This window comes from Streptosporangium sp. H13245 (genome assembly GCF_055690525.1).
The window spans coordinates 259,918-275,658 of record NZ_JBSZKT010000001.1 but is presented as its reverse complement, the minus strand read 5'-3'; the positions used below and the strand labels follow the sequence as shown (position 1 = coordinate 275,658).

Sequence of the window (15,741 nt, the reverse complement as noted above, 5' to 3'; positions counted from 1 at the left end):
CACCCTCCGGTCCCGTTCCGTCCGCAACCGTCCCGCGCGGGGAAGTCCTGTCCGGACGGCCGGTTCCCTCCTCGGCGGCGCAGGGGGTCACGGCCGTCGTCCGGGGTCTTCGCGCAGGGTGAGAATATGGATCTCCCGGAGATTTCCGGCCCGTCGCGACGGGTCTAGGGTTGACGCCCATGGACCGTACCCGCCTGTATCGCAACGGCGTCCTGGAGGCCGAGGGCTTTCCCATCGACGACATCTCCGAGCACGTGGGAGACGAGTCCGCCGTTGTCTGGTTCGACCTCTGTTCTCCCACGCAGGCGGACCTGGCGAAGATCAGCGAGGAGCTGGGCCTCCACCCCCTGGCCGTCGAGGACGCGCTGCACAGCCAGCAGCGCCCCAAGCTCGACACCTACGACAGTCACCTGTTCATCACCGTCTACGCGGCGAGGCTCATGGACAAGGGGATCGACTTCATCGAAGTCTCGATCTTCGCGACCAAGAACGCCCTGGTCACCGTGAGGGAGAACCCCGAGTTCGACATCAACGAGGTGCTCAGGCGCTGGGACGCCAACTCCGTCATGGTCAAGTTCGGGGTGCCGTACCTGCTGCACGGGCTCCTCGACTACATCGTGGACGGCTACTTCGACGTGCTGCAGGGGGTGGACGACCGGGTCGAGGAGCTGGAGGACGACCTCTTCCAGGACAACCCCGGGGACATGCCGCACATCCAGCGCCGGACCTTCGAGATGCACAAGAAACTGGTGCGCTTCCGGCGGCTCGCGGTGCCGACGCGCGAGGTCGTGGGCAGCCTGCTGCGCAGGCAGGACGTGATGGATCCCAAGCTGGCCCCGTACTACCAGGACATCTACGACCACACCCTGCGCACCGCGGAGTGGAGCGAGTCCCTACAGGACCTGGTGAGCAACGTCCGCGAGGCCCACATGAACCAGCAGGGGTTCCGGCTCAACGACATCATGAAGAAGATCACCAGCTGGGCGGCCATCATCGCCGTGCCCACGATGATCACCGGTTTCTACGGGCAGAACGTGCCCTACCCCGGCTACGACCAGTCGATCGGGTTCTGGACGTCCACGATCCTGATCATCGTGGGCACGGTCCTGCTCTACCGGGCGTTCAAGAAGCGCAACTGGCTCTGACCCGGCCGCCCTCCCCGCCGCCCGCCGGGTCACCCGATCGGCGGGGAGACCGTCCGCCGTAGCCTGGCCTCAGGGGAGAGCGGGGATCGGCGATCGGTGAGGGACGGGCTGCATGGCACGCGGACGGCTGCGCGTCTACCTGGGGGCGGCCCCCGGCGTGGGCAAGACCTTCGCGATGCTGGCCGAGGGGCGGCGGCGCGCGGAACGCGGCACCGATGTGGTGGTCGGGCTGGTGGAGACGCACGGGCGGGAGCGCGTCGAGAAGCTGCTGGAGGGGATGGAGGTCGTCCCGCGCGCGGCGGCGGAGTACCGCGGGGCCGTGTTCGGTGAGCTGGACGTCGACGCCGTCATCGCCAGGCGGCCGGGGGTCGTCCTCGTCGACGAGCTGGCCCACACCAACGTGCCGGGCTCGCGCAACGTCAAGCGCTGGCAGGACGTGGAGGAGATCCTGGAGTCCGGGATCGACGTCGTCTCCACCGTCAACGTCCAGCACCTGGAGTCGCTCCGCGACGCGGTCGAGGAGATCACCGGGGTGGTCCAGCGCGAGACGGTGCCCGACGAGGTGGTGCGGCGGGCCGGGCAGGTGGAGCTGGTCGACATGGCCCCTGAGGCGTTGCGCCGCCGGGTGGCGCACGGCAACGTGTACGCGCCGGAGAAGGCGGACGCGGCCCTGGCGAAGTACTTCCAGCTGGGCAACCTGACGGCGCTGCGCGAGCTGGCGCTGCTGTGGGTGGCGGGCAAGGTCGACGACCAGCTCGACCGCTACCGCGCCGAGCACCGCGTCGCCGGGGTGTGGGAGACCCGGGAACGGGTGGTGGTGGCGCTGGCGGGAGGCCCGGAGGGGGAGACCCTGGTGCGCAGGGCGGCGCGGATCGCGGCCAGGTCCCCGCGGGCGGACCTGCTGGCGGTGCACGTGACGATGGCCGACGGGCTCGCGGGCGCCGACCCGGCGCACCTGGCCCGGCAGCGCGCGCTGGTGGAGAGCCTGGGCGGCGGTTACCACCAGGTGGTGGGGGACAACGTGTCGCGGGCGCTGCTGGAGTTCGCCCGGCGGGTGAACGCCACGCAGCTGGTGCTGGGGGTCTCCCGGCGCGGGTGGCTCGCGCGGATCCTCTCCCGGGGAGTCGGCGTGACCACGGCCGCGTACTCGGGGACCGTCGACGTTCACATGATCACCCATGAGGGGGCCGGGGAGTTCGGCGGACGCCGCCCCTCGCGCGCCGCGCTCACCCGTTCCCGCAGGCTGGCCGGGTGGGGTACGGCACTGCTCGGGCTCCCGCTGCTCACCGCCGCCCTCCTGGAGTTCCGGGAGGCGACGACGCTGCCGAGCGTGATACTGCTGTTCCTGCTGATGGTGGTCTGCGTCGCGCTGGCCGGTGGCATGTGGCCCGCGATCAGCGCCGCGGTGGCCGGTTTCGCGCTCCTCAACTGGTTCTTCACGCCGCCGTTCCACTCGCTGGCCGTGACGCGGCCGGAGAACCTGCTCGCCCTGGTCGTCTACGTGCTGGTCGCGATCATGGTGAGCGCGGTCGTCGACCTGGCGGCCCGCCGCGCCAGGGAGGCCGCCCGCGCGGGCGCGGAGGCCGAGGTGCTGGCGACCCTCGCCGGATACGTGCTGCGGGGCGAGGCGGCGCTGCCGTCCCTGCTCTCCCGGCTCAGGGAGACCTTCGGGCTGGCCTCCGTCACCCTTCTGGAACGCCGGCCCGGAGCCTCGTCCGATCCGTCAGGCGCGCCGGACGCCTCGGACGGCTGGCGGATCGTGGCGACCGGGGGCGGGGAGCCGTCCACCCGTCCCGGCGTCGCCGACATCGACGTGGTCGTCGACGACGACCTCGTGCTGGCCGTACACGGGTGGCTGCCCGGGGCGTCCGGCCGCAGGGTGCTGGAGGCGTTCGCCGCCGAGGCGGCGGTGGCGCTGCGCCACCAGCGCCTCGCCGAGCAGGCGGGACGGCTGCGCCCGCTCGCCGAGGCCGACAAGATGCGTACCGCGCTGCTCGCCGCGGTCAGCCACGACCTACGCACCCCGCTCGCCTCGGCCAGGGCCGCCGTGGAGGGGCTGCGCGCCACCGACGTCGACTGGTCACCGGAGGACAGCGCGGAGCTGCTCGCCACCGCCGACGAGTCCCTGACCAAGCTGGACCGCCTCGTCGCGAACCTGCTCGACATGAGCCGGTTGCAGGCGGGGGTGCTCGGGCTCACGCTGGAGCCGACCGCGCTCGAGGACATCGTCCCCCGGGTCGTCGACGACCTGGGCCCGCTCCGCGACCGGGCGCGTGAGCGCCTGCCCGAGGACCTCCCGGAGATCGCCGCCGACCCCGCGCTGCTCGAACGCGTACTGGTCAACCTCGTCTCCAACGCCGTCCGCCACAGCCCGCCGGGCGTCGCCGTGCTGATCGGCGCGAGCGTGGAGGACGGCGACGACGGCGAGTACGTGGAGATCAGGGTCGTCGACCGGGGGCCCGGCATCCCCGAGGAGGCGCGCGACCGGGTCTTCATGCCCTTCCAGCGGCTCGGCGACCGCGACAACGCCACCGGCGTCGGGCTCGGCCTCGCGCTCTCCCGGGGGCTGGCCGAGGCCATGGGCGGCACCCTCGTACCGGACGAGACACCGGGCGGTGGCCTCACCATGATCCTGACCCTGCCCGTCTTCCCGCGGGCCGCGCCCGCACCCGAGGAGGACCCGTGACGCGCATCCTCGTCGTCGACGACGAGCCCCAGCTCCTGCGGGCGCTGCGGATCAACCTGACCGCCCGGGGGTACGAGGTGGCCGTGGCCGCCGACGGCGCCGCGGCCCTGCGCCAGGCCGCCGACTGGCACCCCGACCTGGTCGTGCTCGACCTCGGCCTGCCCGACATGGACGGGGTGGACGTCATCCACGGGCTGCGCGGCTGGACCAGCGTCCCGATCATCGTGCTGTCGGGCCGGGCCGAGGGCCACGACAAGGTGGAGGCCCTGGACGCGGGCGCGGACGACTACGTGATCAAGCCGTTCGGCGTCGACGAGCTGCTCGCCAGGATCCGCGCGGTGTCGCGCCGCACCTTCGCCCCCGAGGAGGAACCGGCCCGGTTCGTGATCGGCGAGCACGAGGTGGACCTGGTGGGCAAGACCGTCTCCGGCGGCGTACGGCTGACGCCCACCGAGTGGCGCCTGCTGGAGATCCTGGTCCGCAACCCCGGCAAGCTGATCACCCAGCGCCGCCTGCTGAACGACGTCTGGGGAGCCGCCTACGGCAAGGAGACCAACTACCTCCGCCAGTACATGGCCCAGATGCGCAAGAAACTGGAGCGCGACCCCGCCCACCCGGTCCACCTGCTCACCGAACCGGGCATGGGCTACCGCTTCCAGCCCTGACCGGCCATCTCCGGGCGCGGTCTCAACCAGCGGACACCCTTGTGTCAACCGGGGGACTACCGGGAATCGGTCAAGAACGAGCCCGTAGACCCTTCTGGAGGCCATGGGTGAGCACGCGGGGGGTGGTCACCGTGATGCTCGCCGCCGCGGTGCTCTTCTCAGTGTCGACACACGGCGGTGACACGCGTGCGCGGGCCGCGCCGGCCCGGGTCGCGCCGCTGGACAACCCCGACGGCGTGGGCCCCGGCCTCGCGCCCGTCAGGTCGGCCGGTGACCGGGGCACCGCCGTCAGGCTGATCAAGAGGCTCCGGGTCAGGCCGATGGGGTCCAAGGCGGGCTACAGCCGGGCCAGGTTCGGCGAGAACTGGGCCGACACCGCCAAAGGGGTGCCGTACGCGCGCAACGGCTGCGGTACCCGCGACGACCTGCTGGCCCGCGACGGCGAGGACGTGCGCTACCGCCGTGGATCCGGCTGCGTGGTCGTCTCCATGAGACTGCGCGACCCCTACACCGGCCGGGTCGTCCGCTGGACCAAGAAGCGCTCCGACGAGATCCAGGTCGACCACGTGGTCCCGCTGTCCTACGAGTGGCGGATGGGCGCCTCCCGCTGGCCGCTGTCCAAGCGGAGGCGCATCGCCAACGACCCGCTCAACCTCCTCCCGGTGTACGGCGACGCCAACGAGGCCAAGGGCGGCTCGGGCCCGGCGTCCTGGCTGCCTCCCGTACGCGGGGTCCGCTGCGCCTACGTCGTCCGCTTCGCCCAAGTGGCCGTGAAGTACGACCTGCCGGTGACCCGCGCGGACAAGAAGGTCATGCTCGCCCAGTGCCGGTGACCCCCGTTTCTCCGGACGGCCGTCCCTCTGGGCGGCCGTTCAGAAGCGGCGGAGCAGGGCCTGCTTGGCGGTGGTGAACTCCTCCTCGGTGAGGATGCCGTCCTTACGCAGTTCGCCGAGCTCGCGCAGGCGGCGCAGGAGCGAGTCCGGGTCGTCGCCCGAGGAGGCCGAGGCGGCAGCGGGTGCCACGGGTGTCGCGGGGGCCTCGATCGCCGGGGGCCCGGCGGGCGCCAGGCGGGCGTCCGAGGGATGCGGCAGCCTGGCGAGGATCGCGGCGACGAGCATCGCCGTCGTGCGGGTCTCCTTGTCGAAGCCCCACAGGACCAGGCAGTTCGGGTCGTGCTTGGGAGCGAGCTTGTGCGGTGCCGTGCCCTTCACGTGGAAACGGAGGTAGCCGTTCTCCAGGCCCGCGGTCGGGAACCACTCCACGTCGTTGAGGTCCTTCAGCGCGAGCCGCTGGGGACCGGCCGACTTCTTGGCCTCCTCCGTGGACCAGTTCCATTCGAGGCGGATCGACTCGCCGTCGAACGTCGCCGTGCCGTCACCCGCGGGAACCACCACGGGCAGCGCCGGGCCCGGCATGAGATAGCGCTCCGAGGGGCCGTCCGGCACCTGCTCGATCACCAGCGCGTTGCGCACCTCGTCGACGAAATACTCCGCGACGCCGGTACGGTCGGCGTCCACGACCAGCTGGTAGGGGTCGGCGGCGTCGGCGATCCGCCCGCGTGCCGCCTGGCTGAACGGGTCGGCGCCCTCCCGCAGGCGCAACCGCAGCCTGCCGCCCTTCTTGCCGGGCTCGTACGCGATGCCGGCCACCGCCTCCAGCGGCACCCGCACCTCGCCCAGCAGCTGTCGCAGCTTCTTCACACTCCGATCGCGGCCGGGCACGATCCGCAGTATCTCGCCGTCGAACGTCCAGGTTCCGTCGCGCACCATGACCTCCGCCATACGGTGATCGTATGGCGAGCCGGTCACCCGCCGCGCGATGAAGTGACCGAATCGTCCCGGACCGGTGGTGCATCGCCCTGAATCGGGGTGACATCGCCTCGGACCGGTGTGACATCGTCCCTGGCCGGTGTGACGCGGGCGGTCCGGCTTCCGGTCGGGCGGAGGGGTCTTCTATCCTTCGAAGTTGACCCAGGCCACCTTCGGAGCCGCTCCTCCACCGTCTTTCCAGCCGGTCGCCGACCGTCTCCGGAGCCGATCACCAGCAGGCGAAGGAACTCCCGTGACCTCTCCGGCCCTCACCATCGACGAGCTGACCGCCCAGCGGGACGCCGCCCGGCGTGACTACGACGCGCTCGTCCGGCGCGGCCTGTCCCTCGACCTGACGCGGGGCAAGCCGTCGGCGCGGCAGCTCGACCTCTCCGAGGCGCTGCTGGACCTGCCCGGCGGTCACACCGCCGCGGACGGCACCGACTGCCGCAACTACGGCGGGCTCCAGGGCCTGGCCGAGATCAGGGAGATCTTCAGCGGCCCGCTCCAGGTGCCCGCCGCGCAGCTCGTCGCCGCGGACAACTCCAGCCTCTCGCTGATGCACGACGTGATCGTCCACGCCCTGCTCGGGACGCTGCCCGGCGCCGAGCGCCGCTGGGCCGACGAGCCGAGGGTCGCGTTCCTGTGCCCGGTGCCCGGGTACGACCGCCACTTCGCCCTGTGCGAGCGGTTCGGCATCGAGCTGATCCCCGTGCCGATGAACGCCGAGGGGCCGGACATGGACGTCGTGGAGCGTCTCGTCCTCGAAGACCCCCAGGTCAAGGGCATCTGGTGCGTGCCCAAGTACAGCAACCCCAGCGGTGTCTCCTACGGTGACGAGACGGTGCGGCGCCTGGCCGCGATGCGGGCCGCCGCCCCGGACTTCCGGATCTTCTGGGACAACGCCTACGCCGTGCACCACCTGACCGACACGCCCGCGGAGATCGCCGACGTCCTGGCGCTGTGCGCCGAGAACGGCAACCCCGACCGCGTCTTCGTCTTCGGCTCCACCTCGAAGATCACCTTCGCCGGTTCCGGCGTCTCCTTCTTCGGGTCGTCGCCGACCAACGTGGCCTGGCTGCTCGGGCACACCGCCAAGCGCACCATCGGCCCCGACAAGGTCAACCACCTCCGCCACGTGGAGTTCCTCCGCGACGCGGACGGCCTGGCCGAGCACATGCGCCGCCACCGGGAGCTGCTCCGGCCGAAGTTCGACGCGGTCGAGACGATCCTCACGAAGGAGCTGGGCGGCACCGGCCTGGCGACCTGGTCCAGCCCCTCGGGCGGCTACTTCGTCAGCCTCGACGTGCTGGAGGGATGCGCCCGCGAGGTGGTGCGGCGGGCGGGAGAGGCGGGCATCGCCCTCACCCCCGCGGGCGCCACCCACCCGTACGCGACGGACCCCCGCGACAGCACCATCCGCATCGCCCCCACCTACCCCGGGCTCGACGAGCTGGAGCTGGCCATCTCCGGCCTCGCCACCTGCGTACGCCTCGTCGCCACCGAGAAGCTCCTGGAGGGCGCCCGCTAGGGCATCCTCGGGTCCCCCGGCCGGGTTCTCCGCGCCGGGGGACTCCCGGGGCCGCCGTCCTCACGTTCCGCGTCTCCGGCATCACGTCCCGTGTCCGGCCGTCAAGGAGGTGTCAGGGTAGGGCGGAGGAGCGTCAGGGTCCCGTCCGGAACCGCCCGGCCCGCCCTTCGCCGACCTAGCGTCCCCTGTGTCCGGCCGTTCGGCCGGGCCGCGAAAGCAGGAGGAAGCATGGGCGTCTCGCACGCGAGTGGAACCCCGGTGCCGCTACCCGTCCGCCGGGGTCCCGGGGTCCCCGCCACCGGTCTCCCCGGGCGGGCGACGGCCGCGTCCGGTGAGATCGCCGGTTCCCCGTGGTCGGCGACCACGCGTGTCACGGCCACGGGAGAGGTCACGGTCGGCGGGGTGCCCCTCACCGAGATCGCCCACCGGTTCGGCACCCCCAGCTACGTGATCGACGAGACGGACGTGCGGCTGCGCTGCCGTGCCTACCGCGCCGCGCTCCCGGACGCCGAGATCGCGTACGCGGCCAAGGCGTTCCTCTGCCGCGCGATGGCCGACTGGACGCGGTCCGAGGGGATGAGCCTCGACGTCTGCTCGGGGGGCGAGCTGGCGGTGGCCAGGTCCGTCGGGTTCCCCGCGAGGCGGATCATCATGCACGGCAACGCGAAGACACCGGCCGAGCTGCGCCGGGCGGTGGACGAGGGCGTCGGCAGGATCGTGGTGGACAACATCGGCGAGATCAACAGGCTCGCCGCGCTCGTCCCGATCGACCGGCGCCAGAAGGTACTGGTCCGGGTGACACCCGACATCGAGGCGGGCGCCCACCCCAAGATCCGTACCGCGGGCGAGGACCAGAAGTTCGGCCTGTCCATCGTGAGCGGGGCCGCGGGGGACGCCGTGGCCAGGGTCCTGCGCCAGCCCCGGCTGGAACTGGCCGGGCTGCACTGCCACCTGGGCTCGCAGATCGACGACATCGAGCCGTACGAGCGGGCGGCCAGGATCCTGGTCGGCGAGATGGCCGGGATCCGCGACACCCACCGGGTGATCCTGCCCGAGCTCGACCTGGGCGGCGGGCACGGTATCGCGTACCTGCCGGGTGCGGAGGGGTTCGGCCTGGGGCGTTTCGCGGACGCGGTCGTCACCGCGATCACGGAGCGGGCCGCCGGGTTCGGCCTGCCGGTGCCCCGGCTCATCGTGGAACCCGGCCGGGCGATCGCCGGTGCCGCCGGGACCACGCTCTACCGCGTCGTCGCGGTCAAGCACGGGGGCTCGCGGACGTTCGCCGCCGTCGACGGCGGGATGAGCGACAATCCCCGCCCGGCCCTGTACGGGGCGCGCTACACCGTACGGCTCGCCGGGCGCGTCTCCCGCGAGGGGCCGCGCTCGTTCACGGTCGTCGGCCACCACTGCGAGACGGGCGACACGATCGCGGAGGACGTCCCGCTCCCCGCCGACCTGCGGCCGGGCGACCTCGTCGCGCTCGCGGCCACCGGGGCCTACCACCACTCGATGGCCTCGACCTACAACCTCACGGGCCGGCCCCCGGTCGTCGCCGTACGCGACGGCCGGGCGAGGCTGCTCGTCCGCAGGGAGGTGGACCGGGACCTGATGCGCCGCGACGTGGGCCTGTAGGAGATCGGCCCGTACGGAATGGCGCAAATGAACGTGGGGAAAAGGTGAAGAAAACGCATCAACATTGGCCCGCGAGCATTTCCCGGGTTTCATGGAGGGACAGGAGTCTGCCTCTTCGAGGAATGTCCATTATATAACGAATGTCTGTTTTGTGAGGAAGTGGTAGCGATGTTCGGGACCGAACCGGCAGGGTTCTCGCTCACCGGAGGATTCGTCACCGTCGTCGCCACGACCGCGACCGCCTCGCTGCTCCTCGCCCCGGCGGAGGTCATCGGCCGTGTGGCGATCACGGTGATCGTCGTGTGCGCCTACTCCGCCTGCGGCGTCCGCGCCGGGGTCGCGCTGGCGACGGCCGTCATGGCGTGGCTCTTCGCCACCGGATTCCTGGTCAACGGTGCAGGGGAGCTCAGCTTCGGCAGACCGGACCTGCTCCGCCTCGGCCTGCTCGTCGTCGTCGCGCTGGGCGCGAACGCGTGCGCCGCCGCGCACCGGACGGTCGCCGCCAGGCGGCGTCTCGGCGTCCCGCTGCCCGGGGAGGACGCCTCGCAGCTGGTCCTCGCCAGGAACTGACACGCCCGCGACCGGGTACGGCTTCGTGCGGACGTACGGTCTCGCGGCGCGGATCCCCGGGCGGCTCCTGGACGGGCCGCGCCTAGACCACGGAGTGGGTGACCGTGCCCGTGTAGGTGCCCGCGACGGCGAAGTTGGGGACCGACACGACGAGGGTGGGGTTCCAGCTGGTGGAGGTGCCGAGCACCCCCAGTTGCTTGGTGAACGCGGTGCGCGGTGAGGAGAGGCTCTGGGCCGCCGCCGCGTTGGCCTGCCCGGGGGTCCGTACGGCGATGCCCACCGAGGCGGTGACGGGGCCCGACCAGTAGGAGACCTGGGCCTTGTCGATGACCGACGCGGGGGAGCCGGTCCTGGTGAAGTTCGTCGCCGACACGGTCGCCACCCAGTTGGACAGGACCGCTCTGGTGTCGAGCACCGTGACCGTGCCCATGTTGGCGCTGATCGTGCCGTTCATCCTCGCGCTGCCGAGGGTCACCGAGGCGGGGACGGTGATGTCCAGGCTCGCCATCCTCAGCGCGATCAGGTGGGTCGACGCGGTGAGCGGGGCGGTGGGGACGACGAGCCCGAGGGTCAGGACGGCCGAGGCCACGAACGGCAGGACCGGCGGCATGGTGCTCCTTTTCCGGAGCGGGAGGAGAGACCATGGCGGGCCTGCCCGCGGCCGGCTCTCGGATCACCCGGCCCCGTGGACGATCGGGACCCGTCGCGGACCACGCGCATGAGAATATCCCCCGACTCCCAGATGCGATCGCCGATATTCTATGCCCGGTTTCATATATCGCAAGAACAAAGGGGCGGCGGGTCGGGAAATTGACGAGCGACGGCACTTTTTTCGGCCGGACAATGCCCATGTGTGACGGATGTGACAGGACAAATGCCGTGCCCGGCCGACGCCGGGCACGGCATTTTGTTGTGTACCGTCATGCTCCAAAGACGATTAGAGCGGCGGCGTTATGTTGGTGAAGTTGTCGCAGTTCGCGGGGTAGGCGGGAGGCCCGAGGGGCGCTCCGGGGGCGAAGAAGCCCCCCACGACCGGAACCGGGAGCCCCATGAGGCACCTTGTCTGGGCGACCTGACCGGTCGAACCCTGAACCGTGACATTGAGGTACGGAAGCACACCGTCCACGATCACCGTCGTGCCGACGTCGCTCGCGTTGGCCGGATAGCCGCCGAGCGTCGAGATGTTGTGCCAGAACGGTGTCGTCCGCGGGTCGCGGATCTGTGTCGTCCCGTCGTTCCGGACCGACGTGGTGATCGGGTCGAGAAGCAGGTACGCCACGGACACGGCGGACGGCGGTGCCAGGGGTCCGGTCGGTCCGGCGGGGCCGGTCGGTCCGGCGGGGCCGGTCGCTCCGGTCGCTCCGGTGGAACCGGTGGCTCCTGTCGGTCCTGGCGCGCCCGGCAGGCCCGCCGCTCCGGTGGCTCCGGTCGGTCCGACCGGTCCGGTCGCTCCCGGAGGTCCGGCCGGTCCGGTCGGTCCCGCGACTCCCTGCGCTCCGGCGGGGCCGGGGGCTCCGGTGGATCCGGTGGCCCCGATGGGTCCGATGGGTCCGACGGCGCCGGTCGCGCCCGTCGCTCCGGTCGCTCCCGTGGGTCCCGCGGGTCCGGCGGGGCCGATGGCTCCGGTGGCTCCGGCCGGGCCGATCGGCCCGATGGCTCCGGTCGCCCCGGTGGCTCCGACAGGTCCCGCGGGTCCTGCCGGTCCCGCGGGTCCGATGGGGCCGATGGCCCCGGTGGCTCCGGTGGCCCCGGCCGGGCCGATGGGCCCGATGGGGCCGGTCGCTCCGGTCGCCCCGGCGGCCCCGGTGGCTCCGGCGGGCCCGATCGGGCCGATCGGGCCGATGGGTCCGATGGGTCCCGCCGGTCCGGTGGCTCCGGTCGCTCCTACGGCGCCGGTCGCTCCGGTCGCTCCGGCCGGGCCGATGGGTCCGATCGGTCCGATGGGACCGGCCGCTCCGGTGGCTCCGGTCGCTCCGGCCGGGCCGATGGGTCCAATGGGCCCGATGGGTCCGATCGGGCCGACGGGTCCGGCGGGGCCGGTGGCTCCTACGGCTCCGGTGGCCCCGGCGGGGCCGATGGGTCCGATCGGTCCGATGGGACCGGCCGGTCCGGCGGCTCCTACGGCGCCGGTCGCTCCGGCCGGGCCGATGGGTCCGATGGGTCCGATCGGGCCGACGGGTCCGATGGCTCCCGCGGGTCCGGCCGGGCCCATCGCGCCCGCCGCGCCCGTCGCTCCGGTCGGTCCGACCGGTCCCGTGTTACCCGTGGGTCCGGTGGCTCCCGCCGGTCCGGTCGGGCCGACGGCTCCCGTCGGTCCGGGGGGACCGAGCGGGCCAGGTGAGCCCGGCGCGCCCGTGGCGCCCGTCGCTCCCAGCGCGCCCGCCGGGCCTGGTGCGCCCGCCACGCCGGGTGCGCCGGTGGCACCCGTTCCTCCGGTGGTTCCTGTCGGTCCGGCCGGTCCGGCCGCCCCTGTGGCACCCGCCGGGCCTGGTGCGCCGGGCGGGCCCGCCGGGCCCGCCGGTCCGGGAGGTCCGGGGGGACCGGGCTCCTGGAAGGCCGTCAGAGCGGCAGGGCTCGCGGACTCGCGCAGCCCGGACTCCTGCGGCCCGACCTCACGAAGTCCCTTCTCGGTACCACGGTCACCTCGGCCGAGACGGTCACACTTGCAGTGCTTTCCCTGGCACTTGCAATTTCCCCGCGCGGTGGTCCCCATCGCATAGATCCGCGAGCTGTCGAATATGCCGGTCGCCGTACGGACCGGAGCGGTCTTGATGTCGCTGTCTTGTGTGGTGAGGATGATGTCCGTGGTGTCGATGGCGGCACTGGCCGGAGTCTGGCAGGAAAGCGCCAGGATGGCACCGATTGCTGTTGTTGCGACGGACAAATTTCGAGCATGTTTGCCGAAATCGGTAACTGGGGCCCGTCTTCTACCGCTAGAAGTCATCGCATTCCATGTCTTTTGTGATCCAAAGGAATCGGATTTCCTAAACCGCGACAGTGGCGGCAAACAGGAATTACCCGATGATCGGCGCGGCAAAGCATAACCTTCGTTAACAAGGTTTAAACGGATTCGTCAACGACGAGAATATGTCCATATTGTCGAGCTTGATAGCTTTGTCTAACCAGCTGGAATTTGCCTTATCAAGCTATATGTCGTAATTGGGAATCCCCGGCTGTGTGAACGACTTTTGAATAGCTTTTTGGAGCACGGTCCGCCGGAGCCGGTACGGCCTCCCCGCCGGTTCTCCGCCCCGACGCGATGCCCTCGCCGCTCTCATGACGCCGGGAACCGGCCCGGATCGGCACGGTCGGCAGGCGTGCCGAACCTCCTGGTCACGGGGTGGAGTACGGGGGACGCCGGGCGGGGAACCGGCCTGGCGCGTAACACGAAAACAGGTGGCGAGGCCCTCGATGGAAGCGATCCCAATTGATCGCGGCACCATCAAGAGCCCCGCCACCTGTCAAAGGCGACGCGATTCGACGACGCCTTCCGGCGTCCTGAGGAAACCCTCCGCTCGATGACGCCTAATGGCGTCCTGTGGAAAACCCGCCGCATCCGGGTGCCCCGTCAACGCGATCACGTTCTCGGGAAAACATCCGGACACGCCGTCGAGGCGCGTGCCGCCCCGGAAGGCGCCGGACCCCTAGGAGGGCCCCACGCACAAGGAGGAGACCGTCACGATGGGCGTGAGAAGCCCGCCGTTGGCGAATGTCGCACTCCATTGGTTGGTGAGCAGCAACTGGGAGGCCGTCACGTCGACGGCCGGGGCGCTGCCGATCCACTCTCCGCTGATGGCGAGCGTGCCCACCGGACAGATGCCACCGAGGACAGGCACCGTCGTGCCGGGAAGGACGGGTGTCGGTATTCCCGGAACAACCTGCCTTGTGACCAGGGTGCTCGGTCCCGCGGGGCCCGCCGGTCCCGTGGCCCCGGTCAGGCCGATCGGTCCCGCGGGTCCTTCGGGTCCCACCGGTCCTGCCGGGCCTGCCGGTCCCGCGGGTCCCGCCGGTCCGGGGGTGCCGTCCGGTCCTGCCGGTCCTACCGGGCCTGCGGGTCCTGCGGGTCCCGCCGGTCCGGGGGTGCCGTCCGCGCCTGCCGGGCCTGCCGGGCCTGCCGGTCCCGCGGGTCCAGTCGGTCCTTCGGGTCCTGCCGGTCCCGCTGGGCCGGGTGCTCCGGTCGCCCCGGTGGATCCGGTGGCTCCCGCCGGTCCGGGGGCGCCCGGCGAGCCCGCCGCGCCCGTCGCGCCGTCCACTCCGGGCGGTCCCGCCGGTCCCGGTGTGCCGGAAGGACCGGTCGGTCCCGCCGCTCCGTCGGCTCCGGGGGGTCCCGCCGCACCCGTGGCGCCCGTGGCCCCCGTGGCTCCGGCAGGTCCTTCCGGTCCGATGGGTCCTGCCGCCCCCGCCGGTCCCGCCGGTCCGGGGGCGCCGTCGGCACCCGCCGGTCCTGCCGGTCCCGGGGCGCCGTCCGCGCCCGCCGGTCCCGCGGGGCCGGTGGCTCCGGCCGGTCCTGGTGCGCCGGGTGCGCCCGCCGCTCCCGTCGCCCCGGTCGCTCCGGGTGGTCCCGCGGCTCCCGGGGTTCCCGCGGGGCCGGTCGGTCCCGGGTCTCCCGCGACTCCGGCGGGTCCGGGTGCTCCGGTGGCGCCCGTGGGTCCAGCCGGTCCCGCGGGGCCTGCCGGTCCCGTGGCACCGTCGGCGCCCGTGGGTCCAGCCGGTCCCGGAGCGCCGTCGGTACCCGCGGGTCCAGCCGGTCCGGCGGGTCCGGTCGCTCCGGTGGATCCGGTGGCTCCGGCCGGTCCTGGTGCGCCGGGTGCGCCCGCCGCTCCCGTCGCCCCGGTCGGCCCGACCGGTCCGGTCGCGCCCGGTTCACCGGCGGGGCCGGTCGGTCCCGGATTTCCCGGCACTCCGGCCGGGCCGGGTGCTCCGGTGGATCCGGTGGGTCCCACGGGGCCCGAGGGGCCTGCCGCCCCGTCGGCGCCGGTGGGTCCCGCCGGTCCTACGGGTCCGGCCGGTCCTCCGGCTCCCGCGGGTCCCGCGGGTCCTGCTGGTCCTGGGGAGCCGTCGGCACCGGCAGGACCGATGGGCCCCGCAGGTCCGGGTGCGCCGGGTGCGCCCGCCGCTCCCGTCGCCCCGGTCGCTCCGGGTGGTCCTCCGGCTCCAGGGGGGCCCGAGGGGCCTGCCGGTCCCGGGTCTCCCGGCGTCCCGGCGGGGCCGGGGGCTCCGGTGGCGCCCGTGGCCCCGGTCGCTCCGGACGGTCCGGTCGGACCGGCCGTGCCGGTGGGTCCGGCGGGACCCGCCGCTCCGGCGGGGCCGGTCGCTCCCGTCGCGCCAGGGGGGCCCTGGGGACCGGGAGGTCCGGGAGGACCACCCGCGGGCCCGGGGGGCCCGGCCGGTCCGCGAGGGCCGGGGAACCCGATTCCCGGCAGCCCGTCCTCGCCGTCGACACCGTCGCGGCCGTCGCGGCACCCGCAACGCTTCCTGCCGCACTTGCATTTCTGCTGTGCGGCGCCTTCCATCACATAGACGCGCGAATGTTTGATTCTGCCGGTGGCCTTGCGGGCCGGGGCGGTCTCCTTGTCGACGGTTCGCGTGCCGGAGAGAAGGGTTGTCGTGGTGTCGGTGACGGCACTGGCCGGGGTTTGGCAGGAAAGCGCCAGAATGGCACCGATTGCTGTTGTTGCGACGGACCAATTTCGAGCACGTTTGC

The 15,741-nt window shown here is 72.5% G+C and carries 12 protein-coding genes; 8 read left to right on the top strand and 4 right to left on the bottom strand.

Going from position 1 to position 15,741, the window contains the following annotated elements; translation table 11 throughout:
- The first annotated feature begins 179 nt into the window (after positions 1-179).
- The 4 genes from ACW9TB_RS01315 (at position 180) to ACW9TB_RS01300 (ending at position 5,329) form a co-directional block, all read left to right on the top strand.
- Entirely contained in the window at positions 180-1,145 is a 966-nt protein-coding gene (locus ACW9TB_RS01315; protein WP_472746034.1) for a magnesium transporter CorA family protein, read from the top strand.
- Positions 1,146-1,257: 112 nt separating this feature from the next.
- A complete protein-coding gene (locus tag ACW9TB_RS01310) occupies positions 1,258-3,831 on the top strand; it encodes a sensor histidine kinase (RefSeq protein WP_472746033.1) in 2,574 nt (857 codons plus the stop codon).
- On the top strand, positions 3,828-4,496 hold the full coding sequence (locus ACW9TB_RS01305) for a response regulator (protein WP_472746032.1): 669 nt from the start codon (positions 3,828-3,830) through the stop codon (positions 4,494-4,496). Before ACW9TB_RS01310 ends, ACW9TB_RS01305 begins: the two co-directional genes overlap by 4 nt.
- Before the next feature lie 107 nt (positions 4,497-4,603).
- Positions 4,604-5,329 (top strand): HNH endonuclease family protein, encoded by a 726-nt coding sequence (locus tag ACW9TB_RS01300; protein ID WP_472746031.1) that lies wholly within the window; start codon positions 4,604-4,606, stop codon positions 5,327-5,329.
- 39 nt (positions 5,330-5,368) lie between these two features.
- Here ACW9TB_RS01300 and ACW9TB_RS01295 read toward each other — a convergent pair whose 3' ends face one another.
- Positions 5,369-6,277: a DUF4429 domain-containing protein gene (locus ACW9TB_RS01295; protein ID WP_472746030.1), complete on the bottom strand. Its 909-nt coding sequence runs from the start codon at positions 6,275-6,277 to the stop codon at positions 5,369-5,371.
- A gap of 280 nt (positions 6,278-6,557) precedes the next feature.
- Here ACW9TB_RS01295 and ACW9TB_RS01290 point away from each other — a divergent pair, with 280 nt between their 5' ends.
- From ACW9TB_RS01290 to ACW9TB_RS01280, 3 genes are all read left to right on the top strand, one after another.
- Positions 6,558-7,835 (top strand): aspartate aminotransferase type Ic, encoded by a 1,278-nt coding sequence (locus tag ACW9TB_RS01290; RefSeq protein WP_472746029.1) that lies wholly within the window; start codon positions 6,558-6,560, stop codon positions 7,833-7,835.
- A gap of 228 nt (positions 7,836-8,063) precedes the next feature.
- Entirely contained in the window at positions 8,064-9,467 is a 1,404-nt protein-coding gene (gene lysA, locus ACW9TB_RS01285) for a diaminopimelate decarboxylase (protein WP_472746028.1), read from the top strand.
- 168 nt (positions 9,468-9,635) lie between these two features.
- Positions 9,636-10,037, top strand: coding sequence for a hypothetical protein (locus tag ACW9TB_RS01280; protein WP_472746027.1), 402 nt, complete (start codon positions 9,636-9,638; stop codon positions 10,035-10,037).
- 82 nt (positions 10,038-10,119) lie between these two features.
- Here the strand turns inward: ACW9TB_RS01280 and ACW9TB_RS01275 are convergent, their stop codons facing one another.
- Both ACW9TB_RS01275 and ACW9TB_RS01270 read right to left on the bottom strand, forming a co-directional pair.
- Positions 10,120-10,647 carry a hypothetical protein gene (locus ACW9TB_RS01275; protein ID WP_472746026.1) on the bottom strand — a complete coding sequence of 176 codons (528 nt, stop codon included), beginning with the start codon at positions 10,645-10,647 and terminating at the stop codon, positions 10,120-10,122.
- Positions 10,648-10,974: 327 nt separating this feature from the next.
- Complete coding sequence (locus tag ACW9TB_RS01270; RefSeq protein ID WP_472746025.1) at positions 10,975-11,316, bottom strand: hypothetical protein; 342 nt, start codon at positions 11,314-11,316, stop codon at positions 10,975-10,977.
- 1,525 nt (positions 11,317-12,841) lie between these two features.
- Here ACW9TB_RS01270 and ACW9TB_RS01265 point away from each other — a divergent pair.
- Positions 12,842-13,081 (top strand): hypothetical protein, encoded by a 240-nt coding sequence (locus tag ACW9TB_RS01265; RefSeq protein WP_472746024.1) that lies wholly within the window; start codon positions 12,842-12,844, stop codon positions 13,079-13,081.
- A gap of 600 nt (positions 13,082-13,681) precedes the next feature.
- Here the strand turns inward: ACW9TB_RS01265 and ACW9TB_RS01260 are convergent.
- Positions 13,682-13,873: a hypothetical protein gene (locus ACW9TB_RS01260; protein WP_472746023.1), complete on the bottom strand. Its 192-nt coding sequence runs from the start codon at positions 13,871-13,873 to the stop codon at positions 13,682-13,684.
- Positions 13,874-15,741: the final 1,868 nt, after the last annotated feature.

What these genes read in the sequence shown, in the direction of transcription:
- ACW9TB_RS01315 (WP_472746034.1), top strand. Translation starts at nt 180, where the DNA reads ATGGACCGTACCCGCCTGTATCGCAACGGCGTCCTGGAGGCCGAGGGC.
- ACW9TB_RS01310 (WP_472746033.1), top strand. Translation starts at nt 1,258, where the DNA reads ATGGCACGCGGACGGCTGCGCGTCTACCTGGGGGCGGCCCCCGGCGTG.
- ACW9TB_RS01295 (WP_472746030.1), bottom strand. Translation starts at nt 6,277, where the DNA reads ATGGCGGAGGTCATGGTGCGCGACGGAACCTGGACGTTCGACGGCGAG.
- lysA (WP_472746028.1), top strand. Translation starts at nt 8,064, where the DNA reads ATGGGCGTCTCGCACGCGAGTGGAACCCCGGTGCCGCTACCCGTCCGC.
- ACW9TB_RS01280 (WP_472746027.1), top strand. Translation starts at nt 9,636, where the DNA reads ATGTTCGGGACCGAACCGGCAGGGTTCTCGCTCACCGGAGGATTCGTC.
- ACW9TB_RS01275 (WP_472746026.1), bottom strand. Translation starts at nt 10,647, where the DNA reads ATGCCGCCGGTCCTGCCGTTCGTGGCCTCGGCCGTCCTGACCCTCGGG.